Below are 15,444 nucleotides of genomic sequence, written 5' to 3' on the forward strand. Positions count from 1 at the left end.
CACCGAACAGATAGAGTCCTGCGGCCACCGCGCCGCTGATACCGCAGGCGACGCTCAATGGGTCCCATGCCTCGATGCCGGCACCAACCGCTAAGCCAAACCCCCCGATGGCGGCCGTGACCGTAGCAACGAGGCCGGCGCGACCGATCCACGGCAGTGCCGCCTTATGCGCTCGCACCCACACCTCATCGGACTCGCGAGCGTAGCCGGGGAGCCCGATGTATGGGTTCCGAGGAAAGCGTCCAGTGCGAATCAGAACGTACTGGATCGCACATACGAGCGCACCGAGAGCGAACCCCAGACAGAGCACGAGCAGCATGCGAGACACCGCATCATCCTAGGCCGAGGCCCGGTGCCCGTGCCTCATCGTGGCGGTGCCGTCCACGCCCAGCGAAGCCGCCGTCCGGTAGCCGGTCCCTAGCGCGCGAAGAGCGACCCGCGGTGACAACGCGGTTCAGCGCGAAGCACCCCTGCCCGGAAGACCCGCCCGCAATCCTGCCCGCTGATCGCCCCGCAGTCGCGACACCGACGTCGCAACCGGCGAGACGAACCGCCGCACGACCCTACGCGCCCACGTCCTCCGCCGGCCGGTCGACGGCCCCGCCGAAGCGGCGGTTGCGGGAGGCGTACAGCTCGATCGCATGCCACAGGTCGGTGCGCGAGAAGTCGGGCCAGAGCGTGTCGAGGAAGACCATCTCGGCGTAGGCCGACTGCCACAGCAGGAAGTTCGAGGTGCGCTGCTCCCCCGAGCTTCGCACGAACAGGTCGACGTCGGGCAGGTCGGGCACGTAGAGCCGCTTCTGGATGAGCTTCTCGGTGACCGCCGAGGGGCGCAGGCGACCGGATGCCACGTCGTCGGCGATCGAGCGGACGGCGTCGACGATCTCGTTCCGCCCGCCGTAGTTCACGCACATGGTGAGCGTCATGGTGTCGTTGCCGGCCGTGAGCCGCTCGGCGTACTGCAGTTCGTCGATGACCGAGCGCCACAGCCGCGGGCGCCGGCCCGCCCACCGGATCCGCACGCCCCACTCGTTGAGCTGGTCGCGGCGCCGGTGCAGCACGTCGCGGTTGTAGCCCATGAGGAAGCGCACCTCGTCGGGCGACCGCTTCCAGTTCTCGGTCGAGAACGCGTATACCGACAGGTGCTTCACCCCGGCCTGGATGGCGCCCGCGACCACGTCGAGCAGCGCCGCCTCGCCGGCTTTGTGCCCCTCGATGCGGGTGAGGCCCTGGCGGTTCGCCCAGCGGCCGTTGCCGTCCATGACGATCGCCACGTGCTCGGGCACGGCGCCCTTCGGGAACGCGGGCGGGTGGACCCCGGTCCAGTCGAGCGGGCGGTAGGGCACCGCATCCTTGTGGGTGTAGGGCTTCGGGGTCACTGGGGGGTCGCTCCTCGGGAGACGTGGGAGAGCGAGCGCAGGCCGCGCTCGAGATGCCATTGGGTGTACGCCGCGACGATGCCGCTCGCCTGGGCGCGATCTCGTTCGGGTGCGGCATCCGCCATCGCCCAGTCGCCCGCGAGGAGCGCACCGAGCAGGTCGACGGTCGCGGGCGCGATGCGGGGCGCGCCGGGCGGTGCGCACTCGTCGCACACGACCCCGCCGAGCTGCACGACGACCGAGGTGTGCGGGCCCGGGCGCCCGCAGCGGGCGCAGTCGACGAAGCTCGGCGCCCAGCCGGCGATCGCGAGCGCGCGCAGCAGGTACGAGTCGAGGGTGAGCGCCGGCCCGTGTTCGCGCCGCGAGAGCGAACGCAGCGCACCGACGAGCAGCAGGTACTGCTGCGTCGAACCCTCGGCCTCGGTGACGCGGTCGGCGGTCTCGACCATCGCGTTCGCGGCCGTGTAGGCCTCGTAGTCGTCGACGATCTCGGCGCCGTACGAGCCGATCGTCTCGGCCTGGGTGATCACGTCGAGCGTGCGGCCCTCGTAGAGCTGCAGGTCGGCGACCATGAACGGTTCGAGCCGCGACCCGAACTTCGACGCGGTGCGCCGCACCCCGCGGGCGACGGCGCGCACCTTGCCGTGCCGCCGCGTGAGCAGCGTGACGATGCGGTCGGCTTCGCCCAGCTTGTGGGTGCGCAGCACGACGGCGTCATCTCGGTACACGGGCACCCGTCGATTCTCCCACCGACCGCCGAGGTCGGCGCCGTGTCGTCGCCGCAACCCGGCGCATCCGGCCGCGCCGGACGGCAGAATGGGTCGGGTGACCTCGACGTCCGCTCCCATCCTCGTCACCGGCGGGACCGGCACGCTCGGTCGCGCCGTCGTCCCGCAGCTCACCGCCCGCGGATTCGACGTGCGAGTGCTCAGCCGCAGCGGCGCGCCCGGCACGGTGCGCGGCGACCTCGAGGCGGGCGAGGGCGTCGAAGCGGCACTCGAGGGGGTCGGCGCCGTGCTCCACCTGGCGACGAACCTGCGCGACGACACCGAGCTCACGCGCAACCTCGTGCGCCTCGCCGAGCGCTCAGGCCGGCCGCGCCTGATCTACCAGTCCATCGTCGGAATCGACCGCATCCCACTCGGCTACTACGGCGGCAAGCGCGCCTCGGAGCGCCTCGTGGCGGAATCGCGGCTGCGCTGGGCGATCCTCCGGGCGACGCAGTTCCACGACCTCGTCGCGTCGCTCTTCGCGGTGCAGCGCTTCTCCCCCGTGGTGTTCGCGCCGTCGTTCTCGTTCCAGCCGATCGACGCGGGCGACGTCGCCCGGCGCCTGGTCGAGGTGGTCGAAACGGATGCCGCGGGGCTCGTGCCCGACATCGGCGGCCCCGAGGTGCGCACCGCGCGCGACCTCGCCCGGGCCTACCTCGCGGCGCGCGGCTCCCGGCGCCCGACGGTGCCGTTCCGGCTTCCCGGCACGCGCTTCGCGGCCTTCGCGTCGGGCGCCAACCTGGTCCCGGGCGAGCCGTACGGGCGGATCACGTTCGAGCAGTACCTCGCGGCGGTCGCCGACGGCGCATCCGACGCCCCGCACGGGCGCGACGGTGCCGCATCGTGAACGTGGCCGCGTTCGAGATCCCGCTCTGGACGGACCTCGCCGCCGTCGGCGTGGGCGCCCTGCAGGGCGCGATGTTCGCCGGGCGCCTGAAGGACCGCCGGCTCGACCTGCTCGGGGTCGCCCTCATCGGCATCCTGGTCGGGCTCGGCGGCGGTCTCCTCCGCGACGTCCTGCTGAACCAGCTGCCCGCGGCCATGCAGAGCAACTGGTACCTCGTCGTCGCCACGCTCGCCGCGCTTCTCGGGATGGCGCTGCTGCGCCTGTTCACCCGGCTGAACCCGCTCATCATCGCGCTCGACGCGGTGACCATCGGCCTGTTCGCCGCGATCGGCACGAGCAAGGCGCTCGCCTCCGGCGTGCCCGAGGTGCCCGCGGTCTTCGTGGGCGTGGTCTCCGCGGTCGGCGGGTCGATCCTCCGCGACGTGTCGCTCAACCTGCCGATCGCGCTCATGCACGTCGGGTCGCTCTACGCGGTCGCTGCCGGAGCCGGGACCGTGCTCATCGTCGTGCTCGTCGCCCTCGGCGCGAACATCACGGTCGCCGCGATCGCGTGCGTCATCGTCACGACCGTCATCCGCCTCGGGTCGGTGCGCTTCGGCTGGAGCCTTCCCGAGCAGCGCGCGATCGCGAGCTGGCGGGTGTGGCGCCGCCGCTGAGCTCCGAGCAACCGAGTGCGGGCGGGGCGACGGATGCCGCGCCCGCCCGCTCCACCCGGTAGCTCAGGCGAGCGCCGGCGCCTCGGCCTCCTCGCGCACGCGCGCGGCGCGCAGTGCCCGGTTGACCGCGGAGACGACGGCCTTGAGCGACGCGGTCGAGATGTCCGCGTCGATGCCCACGCCCCACAGGGTGCGGCCGGCGACCTGGCACTCGACGTAGGCCGCGGCGATCGCGTCGCCGCCCGACGACATCGCGTGCTCGCTGTAATCGAGCACGCGGACGTCGACGCCCTCGGCCGCGAGCACCGACAGGAACGCGGCGACCGGACCGTTGCCCGACCCGTCGGCGTCGACGCGCTCGTCGCCGTCGCGCAGGCCGACGCGCACCCGCACGTCGCCCGTGAGGTCGCTCTCGGTGCGCAGCGACAGCAGCTCGAACCGGCCCCACTTCTCGTCGGGTCGGTCCTGCGGCGCCGGCAGGTATTCGTCGTTGAAGATGCGCCAGATCTCGTCGCTCGTGACCTCGCCGCCCTCGGCATCCGTCTTCGCCTGCACGACGCCCGAGAACTCGATCTGGAGGCGCCGCGGGAGGTCGAGCGCGTGGTCGCTCTTCAGCAGGTAGGCGACACCGCCCTTGCCGGACTGCGAGTTGACGCGGATCACGGCCTCGTAGTTGCGGCCGATGTCCTTCGGGTCGACCGGCAGGTACGGCACCGCCCAGGCCAGGTCGTCGACGGTGCCGCCGCGCTCGGCGGCGCGCGCCTCCATCGCCTCGAAGCCCTTCTTGATCGCGTCCTGGTGCGATCCCGAGAAGGCGGTGTAGACGAGGTCGCCCGCCCACGGGCTGCGCTCGTGCACGGGCAGCTGGTTGCAGTACTCGGCGGTGCGCTTGATCTCGTCCATGTCGGAGAAGTCGATCTGCGGGTCGATGCCCTGCGTGAACAGGTTCATGCCCAGCGCGACGAGGTCGACGTTGCCGGTGCGCTCGCCGTTGCCGAACAGGCACCCCTCGATGCGGTCGGCGCCGGCCAGGTAGCCGAGCTCGGCCGCGGCGATCGCCGTGCCGCGGTCGTTGTGCGGGTGCAGCGAGAGGATGACGTGCTCGCGGTGTGCCAGGTGCCGCGACATCCACTCGATCGAGTCGGCGTACACGTTGGGCGTGGCCATCTCGACGGTGGCGGGCAGGTTGATGATGACGTTCCGCTCGGCCGTGGGCTCCAGCACCTCGAGCACGGCGTTGCAGACCTCGACGGCGAACTCGAGCTCGGTGCCCGTGTAGCTCTCGGGCGAGTACTCGTAGTAGACGGTCGTGCCGGGTACGGTCGCCTCCATCTCGCGGCACTTCCGGGCACCGTGCAGGGCGATGTCGATGATGCCCTGCTTGTCGGTGCGGAAGACCACCTCGCGCTGCAGCACGCTCGTCGAGTTGTAGAGGTGCACGATCGCCTGCTTCGCGCCGCGGATCGACTCGTACGTGCGCTCGATCAGGTGGTCGCGCGCCTGGGTCAGCACCTGGATGGTCACGTCTTCCGGGATCGCGTCCTCCTCGATGAGGCTGCGCACGAAGTCGAAGTCGGTCTGGCTCGCCGAGGGGAAGCCCACCTCGATCTCCTTGTAGCCCATGCGGACGAGGAGGTCGAACATGATGCGCTTGCGCTCGGGGCTCATCGGGTCGATGAGGGCCTGGTTACCGTCGCGCAGGTCGACGGCGCACCAGCGCGGCGCCTTCTCGATCCGCTTGGACGGCCACGTGCGATCCGGCAGGTCGACGCGGATCTGCTCATGGAAGGGGCGGTACCGATGGACCGGCATCGCGGAGGGCTTCTGGGTGTTCTTCATGAGGTGCTCTTCTCGCTCTTCGGGGGTTTCAGCCGACGACAGACTCCGCAGCGAGGGAGGCCTGTGAACTAGGACTCGCTGCGGCAGCTAAGGAGAAGCAGGCCGTGAAGCACGCGACAAGGCTAACACCAGCGCGCCCGGAGCCGCAGCCCCGTGACGGGCCGCGGCACGCGGACGCGCGGCAGGGGTCGGATGCCGCCCCCCAGGACCCGGCATCCGACCCCCTCGTTCAGCCGACCGCGAGCGCCTCCACCGGGGAGACGCGAGCGGCACGTCGCGCGGGCGCGACCGACGCGATGATCGTGAGCACGACCGCCGCGACGACCACCAGGCCGAGCACCGGCCAGGGCATGACCGGCGCGATGAGCAGCGGCTGCCCCGTCGCCCCGCCGAGCAGCGACTGGGCGCCCGCCCAGCCGTACCCCACGCCCAGCGCGACGCCGACCACCGTCGCGGCGGCCGTGAGCGCTGCCGCCTCCGCGACGACCATGGCCCGCAGCTGCCGGCGCTCGAAGCCGAGCGCGCGCAGGAGGCCCAGTTCGCGGCCTCGCTGCAGGACGCTCAGCGACAGCGTGTTCACCAGGCCGATCGCGGCGATGAGCGCGCTGAAGCCGATGAGGACGCTGAAGACCGCGACCGTGGCATCCACCATCGCCTGGATGCCCGCGACCAGTTCGGGCCGGTCGGCGACCGACTCGATCATCAGGACGCGGTACGACTCCATCGCGACGGCGAACATCGTCACGAGCGTGACGCCGATGACGAGGCCGATCGTCATGCGGGAACTGCGTTCGGGGTTGCGGACCGCGTTCTCGGCGGCGAGTCGCGCCGACGGCGACCGGCCGAGCAGCCGGCCCACCGCGCGCAGCACGGGCGGCATGACGACGTGCGCGCCGAGGACGATCCCGGTGAACGAGAGGATGCCGCCGATGAGCCCGATGAACACCCCGAGCGGGGTGACGAGGCCGGCGAGGACGCCGAGCGCGAGCAGGGCGACCCCCGCGACGGTCAGGGTGATCGCGGTCGCGTTCCGGCCGCGGCGCGTGCGGAGCTCGTCATGCGAGGACTCGTTCGCCCCGCCGAGCGCCTCGGCCGGACGCACCGACAGCACGCGCCGCGACCCGACCCACGCCGCGAGCCACGTCGTGAGCGCGACCACCGCGGCGGGCGGCGCGACCCAGACGTTGACCCAGTCGTACGGCGTCTCGGGGATCACGTCCGCGACGACCGCCCAGCGGCCGAGGCCCCACGCGGCGAACGACCCCACGAGCACGCCCGCGACCGCGCCCGCGGTGCCGACCACGAGCCCCTCGCGGGCGATCGCGGCACGCTGCGACCGGGCCGAGGCCCCGACGAGCCGCAGCAGCGCGATGAGGCGGGTGCGCCCCGCGACCACGGTCGCCACCGTGTTCGACGTCACGACAGCGCCCACGTACACGGCGATGACGATGAACACCCAGGCGGTGATCGCGAGCATGAGCATGGCGGTACCGGATGACGCGGCCGTGTCGTCCGCGCGGATCGCGGCGCCGAGCAGCCCGGTGACCTGCAGCAGCATCGCCCCGAACGCCGACGCGAGGGTCGCGACGGTGAACGTGGGCCACTGGTCGGCGAGGTTCAGGCGGTTCACGCGGCCGCCTCCATGGCGAGCATGTACGTCGCGATCTCCTCGGGCGTCGAACGGGTCGCATCGCGCACGATGCGGCCGTCGGCGAGGTAGAGGATGCGGTCGGCGTGGCTGGCGGCCACCGGGTCGTGCGTGACCATCGCGATCGACTGGCCCGAGTCCCGGCTCGCCTCGGCGAGGATGGCGAGCACCTCGCGACCGGTCCGCGAGTCGAGGTTGCCGGTCGGCTCGTCGGCGAACACCAAGTCGGGCCGCGTCGCGAGGGCCCGCGCGATCGCGACGCGCTGCTGCTGCCCGCCCGAGAGCTCATGCGGCCGGTGGCGGAGCCGGGAGGCGAGCCCGAGCCGGTCGAGGAGCCCGTCGATCACGGCGCGCTCGTCACGTGACGGCGCCCGTCCGTCCAGTTCGAAGGGCAGCAGCACGTTGCCCTCCACGTCGAGCGTCGGCACCAGGTTGAAGGACTGGAAGACGAAGCCCACGCGGCGACGGCGGAGGACCGTGAGCGCGGCATCCGGAAGCTCGGTGATGTCGGTGTCGCCGAGCCAGGCGCGACCCGACGTCGGCGAGTCGAGGCCGGCCATGATGTGCATCAGGGTGGACTTGCCGGAGCCCGACGGGCCCATGACGGCGGTGAACTCGCCGCGGCGGAGGCCGAGCGACACGTCGTCGAGCGCGGTGACGGCGCCCGAACCGGAGCCGTATCGCTTGCCGAGTCCGGCGACGCGGGCGACGAGTCCGAGGTCTGAGGGTTGGATCTGCATGCCTCCGACGCTATGGACGGGACCGGGGCGCACGCGTCCGCCGATCGGCTCGCCCGCGTCATCCGCTCGGGTGACCTTCGGGGCCGGGACGTCAGTCGACCGGCAGGTCGTGCTCGTACGCGAACACGACGAGCTGCACGCGGTCGCGGAGGCCGAGCTTGCCGAGCACTCGGCTCAGGTGCGTCTTCACGGTCGTCTCGCCGAGGTACTCGGATGCCGCGATCTCAGCGTTCGAGAGCCCCTTGGCCGCGAGGCGGAAGATGTCGCGCTCGCGCGCCGTCAGCTCCGACCACGCCGCCGGTGCGGGCCGTCGCCCGCTCCCCCGCGACGCGCTCGCGATGAGCTCCCGGGTCGCGTTCGCGGCGATCACCGCGTTGCCGCGGTGCACCGTTCGGATAGACGCGAGCAGGAACTCCGGCTCGGCGTCCTTCAGCACGAATCCGCTCGCCCCGGCACGAATGGCGCGCGCCGCGTTCTCGTCGAGGTCGAACGTCGTGAGCACGAGGATGCGAGGCGGCACGCGGCCGTCGCGCTCAGCCTCGGCGAGGATGCGCTCGGTGGCCGCGATCCCGTCGAGCTGCGGCATCCGCACGTCCATGAGCATGACGTCGGGACGGCTGCGCTCCGCGAGGGCGATCGCCGCCCGGCCGTCGGCGGCGTCGCCCGCGAAGACCAGGTCGGGCTGCGACTCGACGAGCATGCGGATGCCGGCGCGGAACAGCGCCTGGTCGTCGACGAGGGCGACGCGGATGGCGCTCACGACGCGGCCTGCGCGGGGATGCGGGCCGTGATGCGGAACCGACCGTCCTCGAGGGACTCGGCGGCGAACGTGCCGCCCGCGAGCTCCGCCCGCTCGCGCATGCCCGGGATGCCGTGCCTCGGGCCCGGACCGGGCTCGTCACCGGTGCCGGGGTGCGCGGCATCCGTCACCGCGTTCTCGACCTGCACGGCCACGCCCTCCGGGCTCCAGTCGAGGGCGAGGTCGACCGGCTGCGCGGTGTCGCCGTGCCGGAGCGCGTTCGTGAGCCCCTCCTGCACGATGCGGTACACCGCGATCTGGTGCCCCGCGCCGAGCGGCACGCGCTCGCCGCGTTCGGTGCGACGCACGTCGAGCCCCGCCCCGCGCACCTGCTCGAGGAGGTCGTCGAGGTCGTCGAGCGCCGGCTGCGGCGACTCGCCCTCGCGATGCCGGAGCTCGCCGAGCAGCAGCCGCACATCGCCCAGCGCGCCCCGCGCGACCCCCGAGATCGTCTCCAGCGCATCCACCGCGGCCTCGGGACGGGTGCGGGCCGCGAACCGCGCGCCGTCGGCCTGCGCGATCACCACCGCGAGCGAATGCGCCACGACGTCGTGCATGTCGCGGGCGATGCGCGTGCGCTCCTGCTCGACCACGTAGCGGTACTCGGCGTGCTCCCGCTCGCGCCGGTCGAGCTCTGCCCGGCGGCGCTGCTCGCGGGAGTCGCGGACCGTGCGCGCGAGGAGGCCGATCGTCCAGGCCAGGACCAGCCCCGTGATCGCGGCACCGAAGAGCAGCGCGGACCACGTGATGCGGCCGATCGCGTCGGTGGTCGGCGCGATGCCCACCCCGTTGACCAGCGGCATCACCACCGAGAGGTACGCCGACGCGATGACCGCCCCCGCGCCGGCCGAGCCGAGACCCCACCAACGCACCGCCTTCGAGCCGTGCGCCGCGGTCGAGTAGACCACGACGAACACCGCGGCATCCGCCGGCTGAAGCTCGCGCAGCATGAGCATCTGCGCGCACGCCGCGACCCACGCCACCACGAGCGATGCGCCCGGCGCCGCCCGCCGGATCGCGAGCGCCGCCGAGAACAGGACGACGACCACCACGTCGGGCCACCCGCCAACGAACGCGTAGAGCACGCACACCGCGAAGAACAGGGCGGCGAGGATGCCGTCGACGATGAGCGTGGCGTGGTTCGTCGAGTTGCTCACCGATCCACGGTACGCCCTGGCCGGGCGCCGCCCGGCGCGCGAGCCGCGGAATCATCCCTCCGGCGGACCCCTGCCCCGACAATGGAGACGGAGGCACGATGCACGCACGACGGATCACGATCGGGATGCTCGCGGCATCCGCCCTGCTCGTCTCGCTCGCGGGCTGCGCCACGAGCGGCGGCGGCGCCTCGCCCGGCACCGAGGACCCGTGGCTGCCGACCGCGCTTCCGGAGATGGTCACCGAGGTGCACGCCGTCGGCACGGTGCTCCAGGTCGACGAGGACGCGCCCCAGTTGTGCCTCGGCGCGATCGCCGAGTCGTACCCGCCGCAGTGCGGCGGTCCCGAGGTCGTCGGGTGGGACTGGGACATCGTCGAGGGCGAGGAGACCGCCTCGGGCGTGACCTGGGGCGCCTACGCGGTCTGGGGCGACTGGGACGGCGAGACGTTCACGGTCACGCGCGAGCCGATCCTCGCCGCGCTGTACGACCCGCCCGCCGATCGGGATGCGCCGGATCCGTGGGATCCCGCCCTCCCGGCGGGCCCGCTGCCGGAGGACGAGGCGCTCGCGCTGCAGTCCGAGCTCGAGGGCGAGGTGCCCGGCCTCCTCGCGTCGGTCCCGCTCAACGGACGCCTCGTGGTCGAGGTTCGATTCGACGACGGCACGCTCCAACGCGCGTTCGACGATCGGTACGGCGAGGACGCCGTCGCGGTCGTCGCGCAATTGCGCCCGGCCGACTGAGCGAGACCGGGTGGCCGCCCTCCCGCAGGGCCGCCCCGCCGGTCAGCGTCAGGACTGGAATGCGGGCACGAATTCGAGGATGCCCGGGTAGCTGACGTAGTACAGGATGCCGTCGCGCCAGACGAAGCCGCGAGCCGGGTAGCTCTCATCCGGGGAATCGGGACCGTCGACGAAGCCCTCGATCCCGAACGAGTCGTCCTGACGGTAGCCGGTCGCCTCGAGGTCGGCGCGGGTGGCGTCCCAGGTGGCCTCGTCCATGGCGAGCTGCCCGACGACGACGAACACGTCGCCGCCGCCGGCCCACTGGCAGACCACGCCGTCGGCAACGAAGTCGGCCAGCAACGGGTAGTCCCAGCTCTGGTACTGGTACTCGAACGGCTTCAGGTTGTCCTCGGCGAGGTCCGCGTTCCCGGCCTCGTCGAGCACCGTGCCGCAATCGGCGAGGCGGGTCGAGGGCTCGGCGCTCGGGTCCGGCGTCGGAGTCGCCTCCGTCGTCGTCTCCGTCGTCGTCGGCGCGGCAGCCGACTCCATGGTGACGGGCTCGGATGTGGCGGTGCAGCCGGTCAGCGCGAGAAGCAGGACGACGGTGCCGATGCCGGTGGAGACCGACCGGTGTAGGGAAGCCATGGGGCGAGCCTAGTGAGCGCGCACCCCCCGGGGGTCAGGGACGCCCCGGATGCGCGGAAGCGCATCGGCGGTCGTCGCCGACGCGTCGGGACGGGTCCGGTCAGAACCCGAGCCGGCCGAGCTGCTTGGGGTCGCGCTGCCAGTCCTTGGCGACCTTCACGTGCAGCGCCAAATACACCTTGCGTCCGAGCAACGCCTCGATCTGCGCGCGAGCGCGTTCGCCGACCTCGCGGAGGCGCGACCCGCCCTTGCCGATGATGATGCCCTTCTGGCTGTCGCGCTCGACGTAGAGGTTCGCGTAGATCTCGAGGAGATCCTTGTCGTCGCGTTCGATCATGTCGTCGACCACCACGGCGATCGAGTGCGGCAGCTCGTCGGACACGCCCTCGAGCGCGGCCTCGCGGACGAACTCGGCGATCCGCTCGCCGGTCTCCTCATCGGTGGTCGTCTCCGCCGGGTAGAGCGGATGCTCCGACTCGGGCATGAGGTGCAGCAGCTCGTCGACCAGGACGTCGAGCTGCTCGCCCTTCGGCGCCGAGACCGGGATGATCGCGTCCCACTCGCGAAGCTTCGACACCGCGAGCAGCTGTTCGGCGACCTTGGCCTTGCCCGCGGCATCCGTCTTGGTGACGATCGCGACCTTCTTCGCGCGCGGGTACTGGTCGAGCTGTTCGTTGATGTACCGGTCGCCGGGCCCGATCGCCTCGTTCGCCGGCACGCAGAACCCGATGACGTCGACGTCGCCGAGGGTCGTCTGCACGAGCGCGTTGAGGCGCTCGCCGAGGAGCGTGCGCGGGCGGTGCAGGCCCGGCGTGTCGACGACGATGAGCTGGCCGTGGTCGCGGTGCACGATGCCGCGGATGGCGCGACGCGTGGTCTGCGGCTTGGAGCTCGTGATGGCGACCTTCTCGCCGACGAGCGCGTTGGTGAGCGTCGACTTGCCGACGTTGGGCCGCCCCACGAACGACACGAATCCGGCGCGGTAGTCGGTCATGGGCGGTCTCCCTCGGTCGGTGCGACGTCGTCGCCGAAGGCGGCGCGGACGTCGATCAGTGCCTGGTCGGCCTCGACCAGGATCGTGGCGATGCGCTTGCGGCGCCCCTCGGTGCGCTCGGCCTCGAGCACCAGGCCGCTCACCGAGGCGCGGTCGCCGGGCTGCGGCAACCGGCCGAGCTCCTTCGCCAGGAGCCCGCCGGCCGTGTCGACGTCCTCATCCTCGAGGTCGAGCCCGAACAGGTCGCCGAGCTCGTCGACCGGCAGGCGCGCGGTGACCCGGAACCGGCCGTCCATGAGCTCCTCGACCTGCGCGTTGTCGCGGTCGTACTCGTCGGAGATCTCGCCCACGAGCTCCTCGATGAGGTCCTCCATGGTGACGAGCCCGGCGATGCCGCCGTACTCGTCGACCACGATCGCCAGGTGGTTGGACTCGAGCTGCATCTGCCGGAGGAGGGCGTCGGCGCGCATCGAGTCGGGGACGAAGTTCGCCGGCCGGGTCAGATCGTCGACGGTCAACGTCTCGGCGTCGATCGGGCGTTCGAACCCGAGCCGGGCGAGGTCACGCAGGTACAGCACGCCCACCACGTCGTCGGCCTCGCGGTCGACGACGGGGATGCGCGAGTAGCCGGCCTTCAGGAACAGGGCCATGGCCTGGGGCAGGTGCGCCGAGCGGTCGATCGTCACCATGTCCGTGCGCGGAACCATCACCTCGCGCACGAGCGAGTCGCCGAACGCGAAGATCGAGTGGATGAGCTCGCGATCGCCCTGCTCGAGCACCTCGAGCTCCGTCGCCTCGTCGACCATGCTGAGCAGCTGCTCCTCGCTCGCGACGCCCGCGAACCGCACCCGGCCGGGCGTGACCCGGTTGCCGAGGGCGACGAGCGCGTCGGCCAGCGGCCCGAGCAGCACCCGGACGAACCGGATGAGCGGCGCCGACAGGCGCAGCACGGCGGACGCGTGCGCCCGCCCGACGCTGCGCGGGCTGGCGCCGACGAGCACGAACGACACGGCGGTCATGATGAGCGCCGAGACCAGCAGGACGAGCCAGACGTCGTCGAGGAACGACGCGAAGGCGAGCGTCACGAGCACCGCCGCCGTCGTCTCGGCGAGGATGCGCATGAAGTTCACGGCGTTGACGTGCGCGCCAGCGTCGTCCGCGATCGCCCGGAGGGACCGCTCGGCGCGCGCGCCGACCGACATCTCCACGAGGTCGGCGCGCGAGCTCACGCTGATCGCCGAATCGACCGCGGCCATGAGTCCGCCGAAGGCGACGAGCACGAGCGCCGCGGCGAGGAAGAGCCAGGGCAGCATCATGGTCAGCGGCGGCGCTCCTGCATGGCGAAGCCGACGAGCAGGTCGCGCTGCAACCCGAACATCTCCCGCTCCTCGGCGGGTTCGGCGTGGTCGAAGCCGAGCAGGTGGAGGATGCCGTGCGCGGTGAGCAACTGCAGCTCGTCGAGGAGCGAGTGCCCCGCGGCGCGAGCCTGGGCCTCGGCCACCTGCGGGCAGAGCACCACGTCGCCGAGCAGGCCGGGCGGCGCCGGCTGGTCCTCGGTGCCGGGTCGCAGCTCGTCCATGGGGAAGCTCAGGACGTCGGTCGGCCCCGGCTCGTCCATCCACTGCACGTGCAGCTGCTCCATCGCGCCCTCGTCGACGAGGACGATCGCGAGCTCGGCGTCGGGGTGGACGTGCAGGGCATCGAGCGCATACACCGCGAGGCGCTGCAGCGCCGCCTCGTCGACCTCGACGGCCGACTCGTTGTTGACCTCGATGCTCACGTGCTCCTCTTCCTCGGCAGGTGGTCGCGCGGACCGGCGGCACCGCGGCGCTCCGCACCGCGACGCTCGGCCCGGTTGGCGAACTCGCGCGCCTGCTCGCGCTCGAACCGCTGCGCCTGCGCGCGCTGGTCGAACTCGGTGTAGGCGTCGATGATGCGGCCGACCAGCGTGTGGCGGACGACGTCGTCGCTCGTCAGCCGCGCGAAGTGGATGTCGTCGACGCCGTCGAGGATGCGGGTGACCAGCCGGAGACCGGACGAGCCGCCCGGCAGGTCGACCTGCGTGATGTCGCCGGTGACGACCATGCGCGAGCCGAACCCGAGTCGCGTGAGGAACATCTTCATCTGCTCGGGCGTCGTGTTCTGCGCCTCGTCGAGGACGACGAACGAGTCGTTCAGCGTGCGGCCGCGCATGTACGCGAGCGGTGCGACCTCGACGGTGCCCGAGGCGAGCAGCTTCGGCACCATCTCGGGATCCATCATCTCGTTCAGCGCGTCGTACAGCGGCCGGAGGTAGGGATCGATCTTGTCGGTCAGCGTGCCCGGCAGGAAGCCGAGCCGCTCCCCCGCCTCCACCGCGGGACGCGTCAGGATGATGCGGTTCACCTCCTTGCGCTGGAGGGCCTGCACGGCCTTCGCCATCGCGAGGTAGGTCTTGCCGGTACCGGCGGGTCCGATGCCGAAGACGATCGTGTTCTCGTCGATCGCGTCGACGTACGCGCGCTGGCCCTCGGTCTTCGGGCGGATCGAGCGGCCACGAGCCGACACGATCACCTGGCCGAGCGCCTCGGAGGGCCGGGAGTTCGGGTCGGCGTCGAGCATTCGGGCGGAGCTCCTCACTTCGATGGGCGTCGGGTCCTCGCCGCCACGGACGAGTTCGAGGAGTTCCTCGATGAGACGGCGCACGCGCCGCCGCTGGTCGTCGTCGCCACGGATGGCGATCTCGTTGCCGCGAACGTGGACGTCGACGCCGGGGTACTCGCGTTCGATGCTCGTGAGCAGCCGGTCCTGCGGTCCGAGCAGGCGCACCATCGCGATGCCGTCGACGTGGATGCGGTCCTCGTCGGATGCCGCCGCCGGGGCGGCGGGCCGGATCTCGCCCTGGTCGTCAGCGCCCGCCAAGCGATCCCTCCTCGAGCCCGCCGCCGAGGACGTGGGCGTGGACGTGGAACACCGTCTGGCCCGCAGCCGGGCCGGTGTTGAAGACCAGTCGGAACTGGCCGTCGGCCAACTCGTCGGCGATGCCGCGAGCGACCGAGACGAGCTCGGCGAGCAGTTCGGGGTCGGCGGCCGCGAGTTCGACGACGTCGCGGTACTCGGCCGTGCGCGGCGTCACGACGACGTGCACCGGCGCCTGCGGCGAGATGTCGTGGAACGCGATGATGCGCTCGGTCTCGGCGACCATGCGCGCCGGGATCTCGCCGGCGGCGATGCGCTCGAACACCGTGGGCTCAGCCGTTCCGCTCATC

Annotated in this window: 16 protein-coding genes; 3 read left to right on the forward strand and 13 right to left on the reverse strand. The window is 72.0% G+C overall.

The genetic code is table 11. The features are described 5' to 3' along the window. Window positions 1-563: 563 nt before the first annotated feature. Window positions 564-1,379 (reverse strand): isoprenyl transferase, encoded by an 816-nt coding sequence (locus tag M1L56_RS08465; RefSeq protein ID WP_248598884.1) that lies wholly within the window; start codon window positions 1,377-1,379, stop codon window positions 564-566. Next, the gene (gene recO, locus M1L56_RS08470; RefSeq protein ID WP_248598885.1) at window positions 1,376-2,113 is read right to left on the reverse strand and encodes a DNA repair protein RecO; all 738 of its coding nucleotides are present in this window, start codon (window positions 2,111-2,113) and stop codon (window positions 1,376-1,378) included. The genes M1L56_RS08465 and recO overlap by 4 nt, the downstream gene beginning before the upstream one ends. Before the next feature lie 91 nt (window positions 2,114-2,204). Here recO and M1L56_RS08475 point away from each other — a divergent pair, with 91 nt between their 5' ends. Next, on the forward strand, window positions 2,205-2,996 hold the full coding sequence (locus tag M1L56_RS08475; protein ID WP_248598886.1) for an NAD(P)H-binding protein: 792 nt from the start codon (window positions 2,205-2,207) through the stop codon (window positions 2,994-2,996). Beyond that, window positions 2,993-3,652, forward strand: coding sequence for a trimeric intracellular cation channel family protein (locus M1L56_RS08480; protein WP_067945436.1), 660 nt, complete (start codon window positions 2,993-2,995; stop codon window positions 3,650-3,652). The genes M1L56_RS08475 and M1L56_RS08480 overlap by 4 nt, the downstream gene beginning before the upstream one ends. 63 nt (window positions 3,653-3,715) lie before the next feature. On the opposite strand, the gene leuA is transcribed toward M1L56_RS08480, so the two are convergent. From leuA to M1L56_RS08505, 5 genes are all read right to left on the reverse strand, one after another. Further along, entirely contained in the window at window positions 3,716-5,491 is a 1,776-nt protein-coding gene (gene leuA / locus M1L56_RS08485) for a 2-isopropylmalate synthase (protein WP_248598887.1), read from the reverse strand. Between the two features lie 229 nt (window positions 5,492-5,720). Continuing rightward, window positions 5,721-7,121: an ABC transporter permease gene (locus M1L56_RS08490; protein WP_248598888.1), complete on the reverse strand. Its 1,401-nt coding sequence runs from the start codon at window positions 7,119-7,121 to the stop codon at window positions 5,721-5,723. After that, complete coding sequence (locus tag M1L56_RS08495) at window positions 7,118-7,879, reverse strand: ABC transporter ATP-binding protein (RefSeq protein WP_248598889.1); 762 nt, start codon at window positions 7,877-7,879, stop codon at window positions 7,118-7,120. The genes M1L56_RS08490 and M1L56_RS08495 overlap by 4 nt, the downstream gene beginning before the upstream one ends. 91 nt (window positions 7,880-7,970) lie before the next feature. Then, window positions 7,971-8,639 (reverse strand): response regulator transcription factor, encoded by a 669-nt coding sequence (locus M1L56_RS08500; RefSeq protein WP_308198837.1) that lies wholly within the window; start codon window positions 8,637-8,639, stop codon window positions 7,971-7,973. Beyond that, window positions 8,636-9,835: a histidine kinase gene (locus M1L56_RS08505; protein ID WP_248598890.1), complete on the reverse strand. Its 1,200-nt coding sequence runs from the start codon at window positions 9,833-9,835 to the stop codon at window positions 8,636-8,638. The genes M1L56_RS08500 and M1L56_RS08505 overlap by 4 nt, the downstream gene beginning before the upstream one ends. Window positions 9,836-9,933: 98 nt before the next feature. Here M1L56_RS08505 and M1L56_RS08510 point away from each other — a divergent pair, with 98 nt between their 5' ends. After that, the gene (locus M1L56_RS08510) at window positions 9,934-10,575 is read left to right on the forward strand and encodes a hypothetical protein (RefSeq protein WP_248598891.1); all 642 of its coding nucleotides are present in this window, start codon (window positions 9,934-9,936) and stop codon (window positions 10,573-10,575) included. 48 nt (window positions 10,576-10,623) lie between these two features. On the opposite strand, the gene M1L56_RS08515 is transcribed toward M1L56_RS08510, so the two are convergent. From M1L56_RS08515 to M1L56_RS08540, 6 genes are all read right to left on the reverse strand, one after another. Then, window positions 10,624-11,202: a hypothetical protein gene (locus M1L56_RS08515; protein WP_248598892.1), complete on the reverse strand. Its 579-nt coding sequence runs from the start codon at window positions 11,200-11,202 to the stop codon at window positions 10,624-10,626. Window positions 11,203-11,302: 100 nt separating this feature from the next. Next, window positions 11,303-12,196 carry a GTPase Era gene (era, locus tag M1L56_RS08520; RefSeq protein ID WP_248598893.1) on the reverse strand — a complete coding sequence of 298 codons (894 nt, stop codon included), beginning with the start codon at window positions 12,194-12,196 and terminating at the stop codon, window positions 11,303-11,305. Continuing rightward, the gene (locus M1L56_RS08525; RefSeq protein ID WP_248598971.1) at window positions 12,193-13,509 is read right to left on the reverse strand and encodes a hemolysin family protein; all 1,317 of its coding nucleotides are present in this window, start codon (window positions 13,507-13,509) and stop codon (window positions 12,193-12,195) included. Before M1L56_RS08525 ends, era begins: the two co-directional genes overlap by 4 nt. A gap of 5 nt (window positions 13,510-13,514) precedes the next feature. Further along, complete coding sequence (ybeY, locus tag M1L56_RS08530; RefSeq protein WP_067945418.1) at window positions 13,515-13,976, reverse strand: rRNA maturation RNase YbeY; 462 nt, start codon at window positions 13,974-13,976, stop codon at window positions 13,515-13,517. Continuing rightward, window positions 13,973-15,097 (reverse strand): PhoH family protein, encoded by a 1,125-nt coding sequence (locus M1L56_RS08535; protein ID WP_369798121.1) that lies wholly within the window; start codon window positions 15,095-15,097, stop codon window positions 13,973-13,975. Before M1L56_RS08535 ends, ybeY begins: the two co-directional genes overlap by 4 nt. After that, window positions 15,084-15,443, reverse strand: a complete 360-nt coding sequence (locus M1L56_RS08540) for an HIT domain-containing protein (protein ID WP_067945416.1) — start codon at window positions 15,441-15,443, stop codon at window positions 15,084-15,086. Before M1L56_RS08540 ends, M1L56_RS08535 begins: the two co-directional genes overlap by 14 nt. Between the last annotated feature and the right edge of the window lies 1 nt (window position 15,444).

It is taken from the genome of Agromyces sp. C10 (assembly GCF_023217995.1).
Classification (GTDB): Bacteria; Actinomycetota; Actinomycetes; order Actinomycetales; family Microbacteriaceae; genus Agromyces; species Agromyces indicus.